Annotated in this window: 17 protein-coding genes; 7 read left to right on the top strand and 10 right to left on the bottom strand. The window is 63.3% G+C overall.

What is annotated here, in order from left to right; genetic code table 11:
• Positions 1–67 precede the first annotated feature (67 nt).
• Complete coding sequence (locus GE027_RS02665; RefSeq protein ID WP_153555611.1) at positions 68–1,069, bottom strand: 3-keto-disaccharide hydrolase; 1,002 nt, start codon at positions 1,067–1,069, stop codon at positions 68–70.
• Positions 1,070–1,819: 750 nt separating this feature from the next.
• Complete coding sequence (locus tag GE027_RS02670) at positions 1,820–2,203, bottom strand: hypothetical protein (protein WP_153555612.1); 384 nt, start codon at positions 2,201–2,203, stop codon at positions 1,820–1,822.
• 399 nt (positions 2,204–2,602) lie between these two features.
• On the opposite strand from GE027_RS02670, the gene GE027_RS02675 reads away from it, so the two are divergent.
• The 3 genes from GE027_RS02675 to GE027_RS02685 all read left to right on the top strand — a co-directional run bounded on the left by GE027_RS02675 (position 2,603) and on the right by GE027_RS02685 (position 6,166).
• Positions 2,603–3,169 (top strand): YaiI/YqxD family protein, encoded by a 567-nt coding sequence (locus GE027_RS02675; protein WP_153555613.1) that lies wholly within the window; start codon positions 2,603–2,605, stop codon positions 3,167–3,169.
• A 127-nt stretch (positions 3,170–3,296) separates the two neighbouring features.
• The gene (bioB, locus tag GE027_RS02680) at positions 3,297–4,328 is read left to right on the top strand and encodes a biotin synthase BioB (protein ID WP_237607204.1); all 1,032 of its coding nucleotides are present in this window, start codon (positions 3,297–3,299) and stop codon (positions 4,326–4,328) included.
• 269 nt (positions 4,329–4,597) lie between these two features.
• Positions 4,598–6,166, top strand: a complete 1,569-nt coding sequence (locus GE027_RS02685; RefSeq protein ID WP_162006543.1) for a C25 family cysteine peptidase — start codon at positions 4,598–4,600, stop codon at positions 6,164–6,166.
• 37 nt (positions 6,167–6,203) lie between these two features.
• Here the strand turns inward: GE027_RS02685 and GE027_RS02690 are convergent, their stop codons facing one another.
• The gene (locus GE027_RS02690) at positions 6,204–6,416 is read right to left on the bottom strand and encodes a hypothetical protein (protein ID WP_153555616.1); all 213 of its coding nucleotides are present in this window, start codon (positions 6,414–6,416) and stop codon (positions 6,204–6,206) included.
• Between the two features lie 292 nt (positions 6,417–6,708).
• Here GE027_RS02690 and hemL point away from each other — a divergent pair, with 292 nt between their 5' ends.
• Positions 6,709–8,025: a glutamate-1-semialdehyde 2,1-aminomutase gene (hemL, locus tag GE027_RS02695; protein ID WP_153555617.1), complete on the top strand. Its 1,317-nt coding sequence runs from the start codon at positions 6,709–6,711 to the stop codon at positions 8,023–8,025.
• A 146-nt stretch (positions 8,026–8,171) separates the two neighbouring features.
• Here hemL and GE027_RS02700 read toward each other — a convergent pair whose 3' ends face one another.
• The 7 genes from GE027_RS02700 to GE027_RS02730 form a co-directional block, all read right to left on the bottom strand.
• Positions 8,172–8,987 carry a hypothetical protein gene (locus GE027_RS02700; RefSeq protein WP_237607205.1) on the bottom strand — a complete coding sequence of 272 codons (816 nt, stop codon included), beginning with the start codon at positions 8,985–8,987 and terminating at the stop codon, positions 8,172–8,174.
• A 226-nt stretch (positions 8,988–9,213) separates the two neighbouring features.
• A complete protein-coding gene (locus tag GE027_RS02705; protein ID WP_153555618.1) occupies positions 9,214–11,409 on the bottom strand; it encodes an assimilatory sulfite reductase (NADPH) hemoprotein subunit in 2,196 nt (731 codons plus the stop codon).
• Positions 11,406–13,193 carry an aspartate kinase gene (locus tag GE027_RS02710; RefSeq protein WP_153555619.1) on the bottom strand — a complete coding sequence of 596 codons (1,788 nt, stop codon included), beginning with the start codon at positions 13,191–13,193 and terminating at the stop codon, positions 11,406–11,408. Before GE027_RS02710 ends, GE027_RS02705 begins: the two co-directional genes overlap by 4 nt.
• A 95-nt stretch (positions 13,194–13,288) precedes the next feature.
• Complete coding sequence (locus GE027_RS02715; protein WP_153555620.1) at positions 13,289–14,515, bottom strand: cofactor-independent phosphoglycerate mutase; 1,227 nt, start codon at positions 14,513–14,515, stop codon at positions 13,289–13,291.
• 95 nt (positions 14,516–14,610) lie between these two features.
• Entirely contained in the window at positions 14,611–14,904 is a 294-nt protein-coding gene (locus GE027_RS02720; RefSeq protein ID WP_153555621.1) for a hypothetical protein, read from the bottom strand.
• A gap of 562 nt (positions 14,905–15,466) precedes the next feature.
• The gene (locus GE027_RS02725) at positions 15,467–16,429 is read right to left on the bottom strand and encodes an ABC transporter permease subunit (protein ID WP_237607206.1); all 963 of its coding nucleotides are present in this window, start codon (positions 16,427–16,429) and stop codon (positions 15,467–15,469) included.
• The gene (locus GE027_RS02730; protein ID WP_153555622.1) at positions 16,426–17,460 is read right to left on the bottom strand and encodes an ABC transporter ATP-binding protein; all 1,035 of its coding nucleotides are present in this window, start codon (positions 17,458–17,460) and stop codon (positions 16,426–16,428) included. The genes GE027_RS02725 and GE027_RS02730 overlap by 4 nt, the downstream gene beginning before the upstream one ends.
• 176 nt (positions 17,461–17,636) lie before the next feature.
• Between GE027_RS02730 and GE027_RS02735 the strand changes: the two genes are divergently transcribed.
• The 3 genes from GE027_RS02735 to GE027_RS02745 all read left to right on the top strand — a co-directional run bounded on the left by GE027_RS02735 (position 17,637) and on the right by GE027_RS02745 (position 20,267).
• Positions 17,637–18,644, top strand: coding sequence for a DUF1573 domain-containing protein (locus GE027_RS02735; RefSeq protein WP_237607207.1), 1,008 nt, complete (start codon positions 17,637–17,639; stop codon positions 18,642–18,644).
• A gap of 320 nt (positions 18,645–18,964) precedes the next feature.
• A complete protein-coding gene (gene rpe, locus GE027_RS02740) occupies positions 18,965–19,639 on the top strand; it encodes a ribulose-phosphate 3-epimerase (RefSeq protein WP_153555623.1) in 675 nt (224 codons plus the stop codon).
• Between the two features lie 31 nt (positions 19,640–19,670).
• Positions 19,671–20,267, top strand: a complete 597-nt coding sequence (locus GE027_RS02745; RefSeq protein WP_153555656.1) for a histidine phosphatase family protein — start codon at positions 19,671–19,673, stop codon at positions 20,265–20,267.
• Positions 20,268–20,289: the final 22 nt, after the last annotated feature.

Genomic DNA, 20,289 nt, shown 5'->3' on the forward strand with positions numbered 1-20,289 from the left:
AGGAGAGCGACGATTCTAACCGCTCAACCATCGCCGGTGGGAACGGCGAACACCGCGGCGTCCACCATTACTGGGGAACGACCCAAATATTGCGGAACACGACCGGGTTGCCGTGGTCTTGCAAAAACAACGCATCGCCCTCGGGACCTTCTTTGTGACGGCCGGGCGTCGCCGCGGGCAGTTCACGGTTCTCGTGGATGAGGACCCCGTTGTGACGGACCGTGATTCGCGCGTTCTGCGTTTTTTCCCCGGCGTCGTTATAGCGAGCCGCTTGGAAGTCGATGTCATAGGTCTGCCACTGCAGAGGCGGCAAGCACATATTTACTTCCGGTGGCGAAACCTTGTAGATCCCACCGCACTCGTTGTCCTTGCCTTCTAAACCGAACGAGTCCAAGACCTGCACCTCGTATCGGCTCTGCACGTACACGCCACTGTTGCCCCGAGCCTGACCGCGGGCGTGTGGCATAAACGGTGTGCGGAATTCGATGTGCAGGCGGTGATCACCAAACTTCTGCTTGCTCTCGCACCCGCTGGCTGCCAACCATTTGCCCTCGACCAATTTGCCGTTCTTGAAATGTTGTGCGTCCCTGCCGTCGAACAACACCACGGCACCGGCGGGCGGTTCGGCGCCCAGCGTCGGGCTCTTGCGATCCACTTTTTTCAATCGACCCAGCACGTTGTCGTCTCGGATGATTCGCATCTCCTGGCCATCGACCACGATCTCCGCCTTCTTGTGCTGGAAGCGGAGCTGGCCATCGACCAGCTGGGTCTTGATGCGAGTCACTTCATCGCCGCGCTGCCAGCCGTCGCCGGGCAGCCCGCCGGTATAGCCGACGACTTCGAACGTGCCATCGCCCAACGCGATCACCTGGGCGCCGAAGTCTTGCGTCCCGTTCTCCAGTGATACCCCTCCGGCATACTCTCCCTGCATGGCGTAGTCTTCGCCCGCGGCTTGGATCGAGGTGATCGCCTTGCGTTTGTCGGCCGCAGTGGCCGGCAGGAGGATGGCGAACAACAAAGCGGCCGATGCCGTGCCGCGAAGCAGAACGGATAACGCATGGTGCAACATGGGTGGACAACTCAATCGAAGTCGGAAGAAGTAACCAGCCACCGGCGCGGGCAAACGTCCGGAGGCCAAGCCAAAGAAACCGCTAGTATAAACGGCCCGCGAGCCCTGTGCCGGCCGGAGTCCGCCGCGTAGCGGAACGGCCTGTCGATTTATTCGAAAACGCATTGTTTGTGTGAGCCGTTTGGGCGAACGCCCCGGTTCTGTGGTGACGAAACCGTGGCTAGCGCCTAGACGGCTCAGTTAAGGAACCGTTCGGGAATAATTCCGTTGTATACGGAATAGCCCAAGTTGCTCGCTGCAATACCGGCCGACTAGCGATAGACCGCTACGAATGGAAATGCTGGACTCTGAACGGATTCTATGCGTGGAGACGACCTCGGTCGGAATCGCAGAGCGATGGCATGCGGTAGCCCCGGGCGCGAGCCCGGGGGAACACCAAAAAATCATCCGAAAGCCCTGGAAGGGCGACATGAGACCGTGTCAACATGCGCGGGTGGCTACTGCAGTTGATGTCGTCCCTCCGGGACTTGCGCGCGGTGGTGGGGGGCCTTACCCTGGGTTGGCACCCAGGGCTACCACATGTCGCCACTCTGTGGCTGCCGCGCTGCAATTGCATCGGCCCTACAATGCTCCGGCAACCGATAGGAAAAGCCGGAGTTGTTTCCGAACGGTTCCTAATTGACAGGCCGGGAACTCGCCGGAGTTCGAACCGACTCGGCTGGGGACAGCCGAGCTACTATGGCTGCGGTTCTAATGGACCAAGGCCAGGACGGGCGTGGCGGTGGCGGCTACGGGAGCCGGCAGGACGCGGCGGGGCGTCAAGCCGGCAGCCACGAACAACCGGCTGACCGCCGTCATCATGCGGTGCCACTGCTCGATCAATTCGGGCACCTCGATCCGGCCATCCTCGCTCCGCTCCAGCCCCCGCTGGCTGACCGTCACGGTCGTGTCCAGGTGCAGCAGGGCTTCGAGCACCAGGTGGTCGCGGCGATCCTGTTCGCTCAGATCCGGATCGTCGTAGATCCACAGATGCGGCGAGAGCGCTTCGTCGATCAGCCGCATGGCGGCCTGGCGAGCGTTGGGAGCCGAAACGATCAACGACTGCGAACCACAGATGGCGTAATACTTGGGCATCGAACTACCTTCCTTGAGCAAGCGATGGGATGACTTTGCGGCCGGTTTGCCGCCGGGACATCAGGGTTATCGCACGGCCCTGTGACACGTTCGGTCACGACGCTTCGGCAACGCGGCCGATTCCGGCCAGCGGGCTGTCGATCTATCGATCCGCTCAAACGCTAGCCGCGTTTTCGTCAGCATTGGATTTCAGGGTCTGGCCGTAGCTGAAGTCGCCAGACTTTGGACCTTTTCGCCGCTTCCATCCAATCTCTGGCGAGATCAGCTACCCTAAGATTGGGCTTTGACGCACCACGAGGAGATGCGTTGTCGCCTAAACTGATAGCCCGTTAGCATCGCGTGTCAGTCGACCCCAAGCCCGTCCCCGCCCGCCTACCTGTTGAGAAAGCTTTCACACCGATGCGAATTTGGATCGATGCCGACGCGGCTCCCTACGAAGTCAAACAGGTCGTCTTTAAAGCTGCCAAACGGGTGGAGGTCGAGACCCTGTTGGTGGCCAATCAACCGATCGAAACGCCCAAAGCCCTTCCCAACGTCCGCTCGGTGGTCGTCGGTGCCGGAGCGGATGTGGCGGACCGTTACATCGTCGCGCACGCCGAGCCCGGCGATGTGGCCGTGACGGCCGATATTCCGCTGGCCGATCTGTTGGTCCGAAAAGACGTGTATGTGGTCGATCCCCGGGGCGATGAATATTCGCCCAACACGATTGCCTCGCGGTTATCGATGCGCAATTTCGCCGACACCTTGCGCGGCGCGATCGACCTACCCGGCGGCGGGGCTCCCTACAAGGCGACCGATAAAAAAGCTTTCGCCGCCACGTTCGACCGCCTGCTGACCAAAGCCCTCCGCCGAGCCGAGCGGGCAAAGGAGAGGGAGCGGGCAAAGGAGAGGGAGCGGGCAAAGGCCGAGGAGCAGGCAAAGGATGCCGATCAGGCGAAGAGGGACGAGCAGCCCCCGCCGGAGTGAAGCCGCGCCGGCAGGTGATCGTCGCGGAGGTGCTAGACCACGGGGAATCATCCGCGTTACATTAGGGCCGCGCGTCCACTCCGGGACGCCTCGGTATCCCTTCTCCTCGATGAAAGAGCGAAAGTTCATGTCGTCCGAAACGCTCACCGATCCTGCGGAAACCACCAACTCGTACGACGCCATGGCGCGTTCGGTCTTGGCCGGCCAACCGCTCACCAGCGAGCAAGCCCTGTCGATCCTTCAGAGCCCGGACGATGACCTGTTGGAGGTGATGGCCGCGGCCTTCCGCGTCCGCCGACATTATTTCGGCCGCGCCGTCCAGCTGTACTTTTTGATGAACGCCAAGAGCGGCCTATGCCCGGAGGACTGCGGCTACTGCAGCCAGTCGAAAATCTCCACGGCTCCGGTGCCCAAGTACAACATCCTGCAGCGCGACAAGCTGATGGCCGCCGCGGCCCTGGCGGCCGAACGAAACGCCAAAACCTACTGCCTGGTGATCTCCGCCCGCGGTCCCAACGAACGCGAGATGAAAGCGGTCGAGCAGGTCGTTCCCGAGATCAAAGAAAAGTTCGACCTCAAAGTCTGCGCCTGCCTGGGACTGCTCAGCGCCGAACAGGCCCAGCGACTGAAGGACTGCGGCGTGGACCGCGTGAACCACAACGTTAACACCAGCGAGCAGTACTACGAAAAGATCTGCACCACGCACACCCATGCCGACCGCGTCCAGACGCTGAATCACGTGCGCGAGGCGGGCATGGAATTGTGCAGCGGTGGCATCATCGGCATGGGCGAGACGCCCGAGGACGTGGTCGCGATGGCCATCCAGCTGCGCGAGATCGGCGTGGAGTCGATCCCGCTGAACTTCTTGACCTCGATCGATGGCACCCCGCTCGAGCAAGTCGATCGCCTGACGCCGGCCTACTGCCTGAAGGCCCTGGCCATGTTCCGGTTGGTCAATCCGGACCGCGAGCTGCGGATTTCCGGAGGCCGCGAAATCCACCTGCGTTCGCTGCAGCCCCTGGGTCTGTACGCGGCCAACAGCATCTTTGTCGGCGATTACCTAACCACTTCCGGCCAACCGCCGGAAGCCGATTACAAAATGATCGAAGACCTCGGCTTTACGGTCACCAAAGAGGAAGAGCTAGGCGCCAGTTGCTAAAGGAAGCGTTGCCTTTGGCAAGTGTTGCCTTTCGCTCCGCGAAAGTAGCTAACGAATTCTCAACGACTTTCGCGGAGCGAAAGGCGACGCTGCTACTTTCGCGGAGCGAAAGGCGACACTGCTACTTTCGCGGAGCGAAAGGCGACGCTGGCGAATTGTTCTAGGCCGCGACTGGGCGTGATCGCTACACTGGAGGTATGAACCATCCCAGTGCTTTTCCGTTGCGTTTCGCTCGTTCGCTAAGGAATGCGTCCCTCGGGCGTCTCCTGTTGCTTGTCGCCGTCTCGCTGGGCGGCGGCCATTCCGCTCCAGCCCAGGAGTCCTCTCCGGCCCGACGGACCGATGGCCCCGACCTGTTGATCGTCGCTCCCGACGCCTTCCGCGATGCGGCTCAGCCGCTGATCGCGCGGCGCCGCAGCGAGGGGCTGGCCGTTGAAGTGATTCCCAGTGCCGCGGCCGCCGACCGGCTTCGCGACCAGATCCGCCAGGCGGCCGTGCCGGGCAAGACCCGATTTATCCTGCTGCTGGGCGACTGCGGGCTGGGCCGGTCCAACGGCGCGACCGACACGGCTTGGGAGGTGCCGACATTGCATCGCCCGGCCGCGGTCACGGCGGCTTGGGGCACGACCGAGCGGTTACCCGGCGATACCTTCTACGGCGACTTCGACCAGGATGGGCGTCCCGACGCGGTCGTGGGCCGCATCCCCGTCGATACCCCAGCCCAGCTGTCCGCCTACATCACGCGTCTGGTCGCCTACGAGGACTCCAATGATTTCGGTCCGTGGCGCCAGCGAGTTGCCTTGACCGCAGGCGTGGGCGGGTTCGGATTCCTGGCCGACGCGGCCATCGAATCGGTCACACGGAGCATGATCACCGGGTCGCTGCCGGCCTGGACTCGCACGCACGTTACCTATGCCAGTCCGACCAGCCCTTTTAATCCGGGGCTGGAACAGTTCCGCGAAAGTGTGCTCGAGCAGTACGCGAAAGGAGCTCGGTTTTGGGTCTACGCCGGCCACGGCTGGGTCACCGAGCTAGATCGCGTGCCGCCCACCCCCGAGGGACGTCCGGTGTTGTCGGTCGACGATCTGGACCAGTTGCGACTGCAGGGCACCCCACCGCCGATCGCGCTGCTTTTGGCCTGTTACACCGGCGCCTTCGACGCCAAGGAAGACTGTCTGGCCGAGAACATGCTGTTGGCCAAGAACGGGCCGATCGCGGTGCTGGCCGGATCACGAGTGACGTTGCCCTACGGCAACGCCGCGGTCGCCGGCGGGTTGATCCAGGCGGTGTATGAACAGCGGGCACCGCGTCTGGGCGACGCCTGGCTGGCCTCCCTGCAGGAAATGGCCACCGCTTCGGACGCCCAACCGGAACTGGCAAAGCGACGCGCCGTCATCGACACGCTGGCTTCGTTGATCAGCCCGACCGCCGCCGACCTGCCCGGCGAACGTCGTGAACACATGCAGCTGTACAACCTGCTTGGTGATCCGACGCTGCGGCTTCGACATCCCGAACCGCTGGCCGTGGAAGCGCCCGGTAAAGCCGCTGAGGGCAGTGAGATCACGATCCGCGGGAAACTGCCCTTTGCCGGAACGCTCTCTTTGGCAGTGCATCGCGGGGTCGGCAATGTCCCGGCCGGAACCGCTGCCGAGCGGCGTTACCACCGCGCCAACGAAACGCTCGTCACGCAGGTTCAGCTCTCCTTGCCGGCGGGCGAGTTCGCCACCACGGTGTCGATTCCCGCGGGCACCACCGGGACGCTGCACGTGGCGGCGCAATTAAAAAACGCCGACCGCTGGGCGGTCGGCGCTGACAGGGTGCTGGTCTACACGCGTTAGAACGCGTTCGATCAACCGTGCATTGCCCTCGCAGGTCTTATTCGACTTCTTCGACCACTTCGGCGTCGCCATCGGCGTCGGCATCGACGTCGACGTCGACCGGCGCGTCAGCAGGGGGCGTGGCGTCGCCGTCGACAACTTCGGGGGTGGTGGTGTCAACGTTGTCGACCGTTTCCGACTCGCAGCCGCTGAACACGCAAGGGGTGACGACCAACAGAGCAGCAAACATCAAACGCAACAAATGGGTCATGTTCAATCCATAGAACCAAAGGGAAGGGAATTGTTTGCCTGCGATTTTCCTCATAACCAAGCGGATCGGCAATAGCTCGCTAGCAAATATGTGCATTTGCGACCAAATAATTTTTCTCGACCTGTACGTCTGGGAAGTCGGCATAGACGGGGTCGGATACGAAGACTTTGGCGAACCACCTCGGCGGTGCGTGCGCCGTGGTGGCTCGCGCCCGTCCGCTTTTGCGTTACGCTGACAGAACCCATCGTTTTTCGGTCTCCATCCCTCCCTTCTTGGAAACTTCGCTGCTGCAATGTCATCATCCGCGATCAACACTCAAGCTGCGGCCGGTTCGGCCAGCCAATCCGCGTTTCAACGAGCCAGCCGACTGATGCCCGGCGGCGTGAACAGCCCCGCTCGCGCGTTCGGCGCGGTCGGCGGCACGCCGCTGTTCATCCGTCAAGCTCAAGGAGCCTACCTGGAAGACCTCGATGGCCAGCGATTGATCGATTACATCGGCTCCTGGGGGCCAATGATCCTGGGCCACGCCCACGAAGAAGTGCTCGACGCGATCTCGGCCGCGGCCGCTCGGGGCACCAGTTTCGGAGCACCGACCGAAGCGGAGTCGCAACTGGCCGAACAGATCATCGAAGCGGTTCCCAGCATCGAACGGGTGCGGCTGGTGAACTCCGGGACCGAGGCGACGATGAGTGCGATCCGCGTCGCGCGAGGCGTGACCGGACGCGATAAAGTCATCAAGTTTGCCGGCAACTACCACGGCCACGTCGACAGCCTATTGGTGTCCGCCGGCAGCGCGGCCGCCACCTTGGGCGTGCCCGATTCGCCCGGGGTCACGCGCGGGGCCAGCAGTGACACGATCGTGCTGCCCTACAACGACGCCCAAGCGGTCGCCAACGCCTTGGACGAACACGCCGGGCAGGTCGCGGCGGTCATCCTGGAACCGGTCGCGGGCAACATGGGAACGGTGCCGCCTCAGCACGACTACCTCCAACAACTTCGCTCGTTGACCGAACGAGCGGGCACGATCCTGATTTTCGACGAAGTGATGACCGGGTTTCGGCTCGCGTTCGGCGGAGCTCAGCAGTACTACGGCGTGACGCCGGACATGACGACGCTGGGCAAGATCGTCGGCGGCGGCATGCCGCTGGGCGCCTACGGCGGCAAAGAATCGATCATGTCGCAGGTCCTGCCCGCCGGCAAAGTTTTCCAGGCCGGCACGCTGAGCGGCAATCCGCTGGCCGTCGCCGCGGGCAGCACCACGCTGCGACTGTTAAAAGAAGATCCGCCCTACGAACAACTGGACCGCTACGGCGAACAACTGGCGGCCGGGCTGAGCGGTGCGGCAGCCGACGCCGGCTTGCCCCACCAAATGCAACGCGTGGGCAGCATGTTGACGTTGTTCTTCACCGACCAACCGGTGGTCAATTGGGACGACGCCGACCGCTGTGATCGCGAGCGATTCGGCGCTTACTTCTGGGGTATGATCCACCAAGGCGTCTACATGCCCTGCAGCCAGTTCGAAGCCATGTTCTTCAGCCGCCAGCACGGCCCGCGGGAACTGGAGAAAACCATCGACGCCGCCAAAGCGGTGTGCGCCGCCCTGGCCTAAGCCGCATAAGGGACACGAAACCGAGGCTATCGCCTAAACGGCTCAATAAATCGACAGGCGGTTTCCTCCCGCGGCTGCTGTTCCCGCGTCGCAGGAACAGCCGGGGATCCTCACAGGCTGGAAGCCTATGCCACTGGGCATCGACCTCAGCCTTGATCGGCGGCCGAGGCGGTGTTGTAACGGTCCGCCGCGGTGGTCTCGCTGTCGCTGTCGCTTTCACTCTGCCCCGACGGGTCGGCGGCCTGCGACGTGACGTAATTGACGACCGTCATGGCCTGCCGCAGTTCGACGGGCGTGAAGAACGGTACGTTTCCACTGTAGCGGCTTTCCACGCGGTTCTTGGCGGCCAATTCCCGCCACTTCAATCCATCGGTCAGGTGCCAGGTGGCGGCTTGAGCCGTGTTCTGGGCAATCTGGCGACGTCCCAGCATCGAACACAGCGATGCCACGCGTTCATCTTTGGTCACGACGTCCAGCGGGACGATCTTGTAAGCCATTTTGGGCGTCGGGTCGGGCTTGCCGTGCTCCAGGCATACGGTCGTCACGGCCAGCTTGCGGACTTTCTCCGGAGCGATCCGCATCGCACCCATTCCCATGCCCATGCCACCGCCCATGCCGCCCATCCCCATACCGCCGCCCATGCCGCCCATGCCCCCCATGCCGCCGCCCATCGCTTGGCCCATGCCCATGCCACCGCCCATGCCGCCCATGCCGCCCATGCCCATACCGCCGCCCATGCCGCCCATGCCCATGCCACCCATGCCGCCGAACTGGGCGTTGACCGGCACTCCGGCAAACGCGTCAGGCAAACGGATGTGCAGCGGTTTGTCGGTTTTGTTCTTGATGATGACGTTCGCTTCGGCCGCATTGCGGGGGATAAACTTGACGTCGATGTCCCCGTTTTCCATGGCCTGGAAGAATTCCACGTCCCGGGCTTCTTGAGGATCCAGACGTTCCGCCATCGCTGCTGTGCCGAACATCCCGACAAGCAGCCCTGCTGCGACGACGCGGAATGTTACCCAACCAAGTTTCCGAACTGACATGTGCGAACCTTCTGAGCGGTACGTATTAGAAGACTTATTAAAAGACTAGATGGATGGATCGATCCCTCAGCTTCCAGCCTAGTCGATCCCCTGAAAAACGCCAAAAAAAACTTTCCCATCGCGCTTGCTCTCGGCCCGAAGCGGGTTATTTCCCGCATGTTCGCCAAAACCAGTCGCCAAACGACTCCCCCGCGGCCCGCTGGCGACCAAACCTCGCCAGGATCGGACGCAGCAGCAGCGTCAATTCCTCAGGACCGGCGACCGCGCCGACCGCTTGTCCCAGCCGCCGAGAGCTTCCGCCAAGGTAAACGACTCGCCTTCCGGGGGACTCGGCAACCACTCCGACCGGAGCGGTCAAGGGGCGCGAGCAACCGTTCGCACATCCGCTGAGCGCCAGAAAAACTCCGGACGAGCCGCCGGCATCGAACGCTTCCTCGGGTGGGAAAGCCGCTCGCAACGCATCGCTCCACATATCCCACTGGGTTTCGGCCGCGGCAACGGCCAGCGGGCAGGTGGGCAGGGCAGGGCACACCCGACCGGCCGCGTTACCACCGGCCGGCTGGGGCTCGGGTGGTTGGTCGAACTGCTGCGGATCGGCCGTCCGGCCGAACGCGTGCCGCGGCGTCCACTGAGCAAGCCGCCCGGCCCCGGCCGAGCCGGGCGGGTAGGAGACGATCAGGTCGTGGTCCGTGCCCACGCGAACCGTCGCTCCGGCTGCGGCCGCGTCATCCAGCAGCGGCATGTGCTGGGCCGTTAATCGTCCGGCCACCAGCGGCAGCCGAAACCAGAGATGCCCCTCCGCCGTCCGGCCGCCCGGCGGGTGGACAGAGCGGGTTCGAGCCAGATGTCGCTGGGCCGCGTCCGCGTCCCGCCGCACATCCGTTCGCTCGCTGGCTTGCTGGCAGAGTTGTTCGTACAGCGTTTCCACACCGCTGCGAGCGACGACGTACTTCCAGCGTCGAAAGTGCCGCGGACCCGGCGTATCGCGCCGAGAAAACATCCCCAGCAACATCTCCGCCGCCGGCAGGCAGTCGTCATAGGCGACCGTCGCCAGGTACTGGGCGAGCCGCGGAAAGGAGCGTGCGTCGCCCGCCCGATAGGCGGTCGAGCCGCCGACGTACAAATCCACTGCGGCCGGCCGACAGGACGCCTCGGTGCGGACGATGACCGCCAGATCGTTGCTCAACACATCGGCGCAGTCGTGACGATCGCTGGCGACGCCGATCTTGAATTTATGTGGCAGCGGTTCGGCCGCTGGCGGGCCCGATCCGATGGTCTCCTCGCCGTCGGTCGCCGTCCACTCAAAGGCCAATCCCCGCGGCAACATGGCTTGGCCTAGCTGGAGCGCCAGATGCCGTGTTTCGGCCTGTCCCGGCCAACGGTCCGCCGCATCCAACAAGGGCAGCGAACAACACGTCAGATTTCGCACCGCATCGCCGCAGCTGCCGGCCGTGCTGAGCAGACTGGATTCCAAACGCTCGATCACTTGCGGCACGTACTGCGAGTCCACGCCGTGCAACTGGATCGCTTGCCGGATGGTCAATCGCAGCGTGCCATCGCCGAACTCGGCGGCCAAGCGGGCCAGCTGCCGCAGATGCGCCGCGGCCATGCCCCCGGCGGCCGTGCGAACGCGAACCATCCAGCTGCGTCCGGCGGGCAAACGTCGCAGCCGGGGCGACTCGCCGCGGCGTTTCTGTTGGTACCAGCCTCGGTTGCCAGCCGAGACCCGGTAATCCTTGCCCAGCGACATCCCCAGTTCCGGCCCCGGCCTGGTGACGTCGGCAAAGCGTCGCTGGAACGCTTCCTCGTGCAGCTGTTCGGAGGAAGTCGACGACTCGGCCGGCCGCTCCGCTTCCAGCGACACCCACTGCACGCGTCCCAGCCCACACCGCTCGGCCAGCTCGACGGCCCACGGCCCGAGTCGTTCGCTGGCCGGCCCCAGAAACCGCAGCACGCCGACGTCTCCGCCCAGATCGACTTCGGCGGCGGCCAGAACAAGTTGTGCCCCGGCCTGTTGCAGCGTTTGCGACGCGGCATCGAACAGTTCGGCGGCCCGCTGCTGGGCGGCTTGGCCGCGCCGGCGATCTGTCTCGCCGGCTACCCGCAACCACTCTCCGCCCAGCGGTTCGTCGCGACGCCCCTCGCCGGCGGCGGGAATCAGCAGCGTCGCCAGCCACCGGCCGGTCGTCGTCTGGATGACCAGCGTGTCGCCGCGGCCGGCTTGCAGGTTGTGGACCGTGCCGCAGCGGAGCACATGGCCGCTGGGCAATTGACGCACCAACACGCTGCGGATGCCGGGCAAATCATTGCCCGCGGCGGCGGCAGCGTGCTCTCCGGTCATCGCAGCACACCGGCGAACGCTTTATTCAATTGCTGTTTGCCCAGGTCACCCTTATCGCCATCGATCACGGCATTGACCTGCAGTTCGCTGGTGTTGATCATTTCGACGTTGATGTCGGCGTCGGCCAACGAACGGAACATCAGGGTGCCGACATTGGTGTGGCTGCGCAGCCCAATTCCGCTGACGGTTAATTTGGCAATGCCGCCGGCGCCCTGCACGTCGCGGAGTTGGTGTCGTTGGCGAAGGTCGTCGGCGACCTGAAGGCATTTTTCCAAATCGCTGGCGGCGACGGTTACCGTGACGCTGGTACGTCCGTCTTCGCCGTCGATGCCCTGCACGATCATGTCCACGAACACGCCGGCATCCGCGACCGATTCGAACATGTCGGCCGCGATCCCGGGCGAATCGGGGACGCCGCGGAGGGTGACGCGAGCCTGCTCGGGCGTCAGCGCGATGCCCGTCAGCGTCAGCTCTTCCAGCTCGTCGCCATGCAGGCGTGCCACCAGATCGTCGACGTCGGTTTTCTTGCGGCGTTCGGCGCGGATCTGCGCCCAGGATTTCTTGTCGGCCGGTTCCACGTGCAACTCGAACGCTTGATGCACCGCTCGCAGTGCTTTGTCCGCTTGGTCGCGCGAGACCAATACGGAGATTTTAATTTCACTGGTCGTGATCATCTGGATATTCACTCCGGCATCGGCCAGAGCGCGGAACATCCGGTGGGCGACACCCGTCTGCACGGCCATCCCCAATCCGACGACCGACACCTTGGAAACCTGATCGTCGTGAGTGATGCCGGTTGCCCCGATCCGCCGTGCGGCGGCTTGCAGCGCCTGCAACGTCGCATCCAGATCGCTGCGTTGAACCGTAAAGGAGATGTCGGCCCGTTCCTGATTGGCAACGTTCTGCACAATCATGTCGACGGCGACCTTCTGCTCGGCGATTGCCGAAAAAATCTCCAGGCTCGTCCCCGGCACATCGGGCACTCCCAACACCGTCACGCGAGCTTCGTCGCGCGTCAGCGCCGCGCCGCAAACCGCGGCGGCTTCGGACTCCGGTTCGGCGACGATCATCGTGCCGTCGGTGTCACTAAAGCTGCTGCGGACGTGAATCGGGACGCCGAACTTTTTGGCGAACTCGATGCTGCGGCTGTGCATCACGCCCGCGCCTAAACTGGCCAGCTCCAGCATCTCGTCATAACTGATCACATCCACGCGGCGAGCTTCGGGCAACACCCGCGGATCGGTCGTGTACACCCCGTCGACGTCGGTGTAGATCTCACAGGCCTCGGCGCCCAACACCGCGGCCAGGGCCACGGCCGTGGTATCGCTGCCGCCGCGTCCCAAGGTGGTGATGTTCAAATCATCGTCGATGCCCTGAAAACCAGCCGCGATCACGATGTTTCCGGCGTCCAGTTGACGGAGGATCCGGGCCGTATCTATCGACTGGATGCGCGCCTTGGTAAACGTGTTGTCGGTACGGATCCCCATCTGGCCACCGGTCAGACTGACCGCTTTAGCGCCCATGCTGTCGATGGCCATCGCGACCAACGCCACGCTGATCTGTTCGCCGGTGCTGAGCAACATATCCAGTTCGCGTGCCGGCGGTTGCTCGCTGACCTGCGAAGCCAGATCCAACAGTGTGTCCGTATTTTTGCCCATCGCGCTGACGACCATCACGACGCGGTGGCCCTGTTGTTGGGCACGGACGGCTTTGCGTGCGGCCGCGCGAATCTTCTCGGCGTCGGCCACGCTGGTTCCGCCAAACTTCTGAACTATGAGCGTCATCGGAGGAGGGGGTTGTGTGGGGTTGTGCGTGTGGGGTGTCGAAAGCAAAGCGGTGGATCCGAGCACCGCGGTTTCAGGCGAGTTCGGTCGCCGCATCAGCGCCCGTGCTGGATGAACTGGTCCATCAGGTCCCAGCCGGCATCGAGCCGCCGACCGCTGGCCGCCGCCGCGATTTCGTCGTACGTCTGCTGCGAATCGGCTGCGACGCCGCTGCCGGCGATGACAAAGGGCACCATCCCGTGGCTGTGCTTCTTGGTGCCACAGGGAGTCGGATGGTCGGGGGTGACCAGAATACGGTAATCACCGCGGGCGGCGAGCGCCTCGTGCAAGGGCCCGACGATGTGCTGGTCGATCTGTTGCAAGGCTTCGATCTTGGCGTCGTGTCGTCCTTCATGCGAAGCCTCGTCGGGGGCTTCGATATGAACGCACACCAGATCGTATTGATCCAAAGCCTTGACCGCCGCTTGGCCCTTGGCGGCGTAGTCGGTATCGAGGTATCCGGTGGCTCCGGGCACTTCGATTCGCGGCCAGCCCACCAGCGCCGCAATGCCGCGCAGCAGGTCGACGGCCGTGATCATGACGCCACTGACACCGTGTTTTTCGGCAAAAGACGGCAACTGCGGCGCCTTGCCCAAGCCCCACAACCAGAGGTGGGTCGCGGGCCGCTGGCCACGCTGGGTGCGTTGCTCATTGACCGGATGGCCGGCGAAGATCTGTTCGCTGGCATCCATCCACTGCTGCAGCAACGCGCTGCCGGGCCCGCGCGGAAAATCATCGCTGACCACACAATCGGTCAGATCATGCGGGGCGCGGGTGCGGGTTTCGGCCGAGAACGGCGGCGCTTGGCCGGGCTCGCCGCGGTACAGCAGCAGATTCCGGTAGCTGACGCCGGGCACGAATTCGAACCGTCCCGGCCCCTTGTAATCGGCCAACAGGTTTTCCTGAGCCGCTCGCAGCAGTTCGGTAGCGTCTTCGGTGCTGATGTGATCGGCCGTAAAGTCGACCATGACCTGGTCCTGGATCGTCACCAGGTTGCAGCGCACGGCCCAGTCGTCGGGTCCCAGTTCGATGCCCTGTGCGGCCGCTTCCAGCGGAGCTCGCCCGGTGAAGAACTGGTCCGGGTCGTAGCCCAACAGACACAGATTGGCGACTTCGCTGCCCGCGGGCAAATGGGCCGGCGTGTTGTTTGCCAGTCCCAACGAACCGGCCGCCGCCAACGCATCGGTATGGGGCAGCTTCGCAGCCTGCAGCGGCGTCCGCCCGTCCAGCGCCTCGAGCGGTTCGTCGGCACAGCCGTCGGGGATAATGATGGCGTATTTCATCGTGATATCCTGTAAAAGGCTGCAGTGTATCGCTCCACCGCCGCTTGACCAGTAGCCCCGCGACGTCGAGGGGGCCGGGTCCCAAAAGGCCCAGCCTACCGCAAAGCGCCTATCAACTGGACCCAGGGCACGACGACCGCCAACAGGGCCCCCGCCAGCACGAACAGGGCGAGCAAAGCGCTCCCGACGTAGACCCGCCGGCGAGCCCGTCGCCGGTCCACCGCATTGGCGGCAATCACCGTCGCCACCAAAGCGACCAGCGGCAACGCCCTGGCTCCGGGATGCAGGGCCAGCCCAGTGGCTAGCGGCAAGCCGAGCTCGAAATCCTTGACCAGTGGCAAAAACCGGGCTCGGGCGACCGCAAGCACCAAGAAGGTCGCGAGCCACATCGCGACCGTCAACACCCCGATCCAAAGCCCAGGCCGGGGGTTGTCAGTGGAGTTGCTCTGCGGTGGACGATAGGGGTCGGACACAACGCCCCAAGTTATAGCACAAGAACTCCGACGGTCGTACTCCGCAGTTTTCGTACGGAGCGAAGTGGTACTCAGCGAAGCGGTGCTCGTACTCAGCGAAGCGGTGCTCGTACTCAGCGAAGCGGTACTCCCACTCAGCGAAACGGTACTCGTACTCGAACCCGGCATCGATTCGCGTGCGGCGAGTACGAGTACCGGGCTGCGCCCTGAGTACGAGTACAAGTACGAGCCGTTTTATCGTACTCAGCAAAGCGGTACCCGTACTCAGCGTAGCGGTACTCGTACTCGAACCCGGCATCGATTCGCACGCGGCGAGTACGAGTACCGAGCTGCGCCCTGAGTACGAGTACGAGTACGAGTACGAGCTGTCTTCGTACTCAGCGAAGCGGTGCTCGTACTCAGCGAAGCGGTACTCGTACTCGATCCCGGCGGTCCGGCGCGCGAAGCGGGTCCGGTTGCGCTCCCCCGACCGTTCCGGTTACAGCGGGGCGGGAAGATCGCGGCGGCGGAAGACCTGAAAGGCCGCCAGATACGCTGCCAGTCCCAGGGCGAACAGGATCAGCGGATACATCATCGGTCCCAGCGCCTCATCACCCGCTGGGAACAGCCGCCACACGCCTGGCACATCCGGATCCATCATCGTCACGGTTAATTGCTGCGGCCGATAACAGGTCAGAAACGTCAGATGTTCCAGCCACGCCAGCGGCTCGGCGGCTTTGGCCAACCCAAACATCACCGTCTGCAAAACGTAAAACGCGATCACCAGTCCGATCGTCCGCCAGCGATACCGGTCCCAGCTGCTCATCAACGTGCTCAGCCCCAGCAGAAAGAAACCAAACGTGAACAGGTTCACCACGCTCGGTGCAAAAATCCCCGCCTCTACGCGTTCCGACATGCGCACCGTCACCGTCTCCGGCTCGGCACTGGACAGGGGGATCGGAATGTTGAAGAAGGGAATGTTCAACGTCGGCGGCTGGACCGTCTCCTCGAACACCGTCAACTGGATGCCGATCCACATCCCCAGCCAAACCAACAGACACAGCCCCAGCAGGCCGATCGTCGAGACCACCGCGTGGGACAACAACAACCGCGAACGGCTGATCGGCTGGGCCAACAACATTTCCAGCGTCCCCCGGCCCAGTTCACCGCTGACCACGTCCGACCCTCGAGCCACGCACCAAACCACCACGCAGATAATGATCAACGGCTCGTCAAACGTCGCGCCCACCCGGCCGGTATAGGTGACCAACTGGTCGAAGGCGATCGGCGAAAACTTTTCGAAGTCGCGAAACTGTTCGATGATCGTCGTGAACTGCTGCATGTCCAGCAGACTGACCACCCATACTCGCATCCAGGAAAACGCAAATAACGCCAGGCCACAGGCCAACCACAACAGCATCGACTGGTTGACGTACTTCTTGCACAACACGCGATCGATCACGACGTCTCCTCGTCGCTGGCGGGTTCGCTGCGGACCAAGTCGTGGACGTTGTCATAGATCGCCCGCAAACCCAACGGTTCGATCCGCATCCGCTTCAGCCGCAGCGAATCCAACCACGATAACAACGGCGCCAGATCGCCTGCGGTGTCCATCCGCACCCAGCGGGTGCCCGGGGCCGCGGCCGGAGTAAAGGGCTGGATCTCGACCAGACCTCTGAGGGCGTCGGGAACCGGTACGCCATCGATCTGGTCATCGATCTGGTCATCGATTTGGGCGAAGATACGATGCCGCTGTTTGAGCGTATCCAGTCGCAAGCCTCTCGCCAAAATACCGCGACGCAAGAAGATCACCCGCGTGCATACCTCCTCGATCTCCGCCAGGACGTGCGACGAAAAGATCACCGTCCGGCCTTCGTTCTGGGCATCGGAAACCATCTCCAGAATCGCACTGCGAACGGTGGGATCCAGATTGGCCGTGGGTTCGTCCAGGATCAACAGCGGCGTACGAGCCCCCAGGACCACGGCCACCGCCAACTTCTGCCGCATCCCCGTGCTCATGAAGGCGACGCGGCGGTCGAGGTCCAGTTCCAGTCGCTCGGCTACTCGACGGGACCGCACCAGATCGCCATCGGGCTGCATCTCGGCAAAGAACTGCAGTACATCGCTGCCCCGCATGTGCCGCGGCAGCCGAGCTTCACCCGGCAGGTACGAAACCAATCGCCGGACCGCCACGCTGTCGTGCGTGACGTCCAAACCGGCGATCGTGGCCGTGCCGGAGGTCGGAAACAGGTACCCCAGCAACAAGCGCAGCAACGTCGTCTTGCCGGCTCCGTTGGGCCCCAGCAACCCGAACACCTCACCGGCGGGAACCGACACCGTACAGTCGCGCAGGGCGTAGAAGTCGCCATAGCGTTTGGTCAGCTTCGTAGCCTGAACCAACGCTCCCCCGTCGGCGTCCTCAGCACCGGCCACCGCAGCGTCTCCGGCGGGACGAGCATCGCTGTGCGGTACGGAAGCTGGGTCTGGCGACATCGAGACAGCGACAACGAAAGCGGAAAGAAGTGGGGGAACGAACGATCTTAGCAGGCGGTCCAGCGCCCGGTGCCGCGGGGAGGGACCAGAAAACAATCTTTATTTGATTCGCTAATCTTCCTATCCTAAGGCTCGGCCCTCCCCTCGCTTCCTTCGCAACCGCATGACTGTGTTCCATGAGTAGTCTGTGTCACGGTACCGTCTCGAGCTTTCTGTTGGCTTCGCTCGTGTTGGCTCTCTGCCCCCTCCAAGCAACGGGACAGGATTGGGCACGCAAGATGTTCGCCGAAACGAACCACAATTTTCGCGTCGTGGCCCGCGGTGCCAAGGTGGAACACCACTTCGAATTCGAAAACCTGTACGAAGAAGCCGTGCACGTGTCGGCCGTCCGCAGCAGCTGTGGCTGTACCACCCCCAGCGTGACCCGCTCGACCGTGAAGAGCCGCGAGAAATCCGCCATCGTCGCGACCTTCAACACGACCGCCTTTACCGGCCCCAAAAGCGCCACGATCACGGTCGTCTTCGATCGCCCCTACTACGCCGAAGTGCAACTGACCGTCTCCGGCGAGATCCGTACCGATGTGGTCTTCGATCCGCCCGAAGCCAACTTCGGCCAGTTCAAGGAAGGCGAAACCAAACAACTGAAAGTCTCGGTCACACGGCTGAAACGCAGCGACTGGAAAATCACCGACGTCCGCAGCCACTGCACCGACATGCAGGTCAAGCTGTCGCCGCCGATTCGCATCACCAACGGCGTCCGCTACGACCTGCTGCTGGAGACCAAAGCTTCGATGCCCGCCGGCGAGATCCACGAGCAACTGACCCTGTTGACCAACGATCCTCAGGCTCCGACCATTGAAATGTGTGTCAGCGGCCGCGTGCGACCGGCCCTAACCGTCAGCCCGGCCTCGCTGGGCATGGGCAATCTGCCGGCCGATGGCCAATTCGAACGCCGCCTGGTGGTCCGCGCCGACGAACCCTTCGAGATCCTCGACGTGCTGTGCGGCGACGAGCGATTCGTGTTCGACAAACCCACTGGCAAAAAGAAAGTCCATTTCCTGCCGCTGAGCTTTTCCGCTGATCAACAGCCCGGCCGGATCGCCCAAACCATCCGCATCGTCTCCGACCTGCCGAATCGACGATCCGCCGAAGTGCTGGTCACCGGCAACGTCCCAACGCCCTAGCGACCCCACCACAGCGGGGGCAGCGGAAGAATTCTGCCGAATTCTCTTACGGCACTTTCCGTACCCTTAAAGCCCGTAAGACCCAGCGTTTCTTGCTTCGCTCGGCTTGTAGTGCTGCCTTTGCCACCGCTGGCTGGGGCCAAAGCGTTTGCTCGCGAATTGACAAGGCGAGTCGCGGTAATGACAACGGTCGGACTTGCGGGAAACACCCGATACCGACCGCGGCCGGCACGGCTCCTCAGCGGTGGCCGTAACGGGCCCCACACGGACTGGGTTTCCTCTGCAAAACAGTTTTGCTTTACCCCTGTTTTGATGGAACGATGCACCAGGAACGTTTGTCCAAGTTGCGCAGCGCCTCGCCGGCCGTACTGCCCAGTTTGTTGCAGTGCGACTTCGGTGATCTGCGCCGCGAAGTGCGGCAGCTCGAGGCGGCCGACGTCAAAGTCCTGCATCTGGATGTGATGGACGGGCATTTCGTCCCGAACCTGACCTATGGCATGCCGATCGTCGCGGGCCTGCGCCGCCTGACGGACTTGCCGCTGGATGTTCATCTGATGATTTCCGATCCGGCGGCTTACGTCGACGCGTTTGCCGAAGCCGGAGCGGACATGCTGACGTTTCACATCGAAGCGGTCCCCCAGCCGCAATCGTTGATCGATCAAATCCACAGCCATGGCATCGTCGCCGGCGTGGCCCTGAACCCGAAAACGCCCTTGAGTGCTTTGGACGGTTGCCTGGACGCGGTGGATGCGGTTCTAGTGATGAGCGTCGAAGCCGGGTTCGGAGGCCAGTCCTTCGACCCCGGAGCCCCCGAACGGATCGCAGAACTCCGCAAGCGGAGGGGCGACCTATTGTTGGAAGTTGACGGGGGCATTAAACCAGACACAATCGGACTTTGCCGCAAGGCGGGTTGCGATTTATTTGTGGTCGGTTCGGCCATCTTCGGCCAAAACGACTACGCGGCTGCCGTGCGTCAATTACGCGACGCGCTCTAGCCGGTCCTTTACTCGTTTGTCAAAGTTGCAGATGTTACGAGTCGTGTTGGTGCGCCCCGGCGCTACCGAATTCGATGAGCAGAAGCGGATCAAGGGTTCGCTGGATATGCCGCTGTCCGATCAGGGCCGGGAACAGGCCGCTCGGACCGCCAAAGCCCTGCAATCGGTGCAGTTTGGCGGTATCTATTCGGCCCCCTGCGAATCGGCTCAGGAGACGGCCCAGTTGCTGGCCGCCGGTCGCGGCAGCAAGAGCAAGACCAAGGTGATCGAGAGCTTCCGCAATCTGGACCATGGTCTGTGGCACGGCAAGTTGATCGACGATGTGCGTCGGCAATTGCCGCGGGTCTACCGCGAAGGGCTGGAGAGTCCGGAGAATATTTGTCCGCCCTGCGGCGAGACGATCGACGACGCCCGCGAACGGATCGAGGGCGCCCTGCGGAAGATCGTCCGCAAGCACCGCGACGGGGCGATCGCCATGGTGATTCCAGACCCCCTGGCCAGCATCGTGGGCTCATTGCTCTCCGGCGAAGAGCTGCGTGACCTCTGGAAGTCGGAAACCGATGCCGGCACCTGGGAATTGATCGAACCGCTGACCCCGGTCCGCCGCCTGCACCACCTGCTGGCCTAACCGCCACGGAACCTTAACCAAC

The organism is Roseimaritima sediminicola (assembly GCF_009618275.1).
Classification (GTDB): Bacteria; Planctomycetota; Planctomycetia; order Pirellulales; family Pirellulaceae; genus Roseimaritima; species Roseimaritima sediminicola.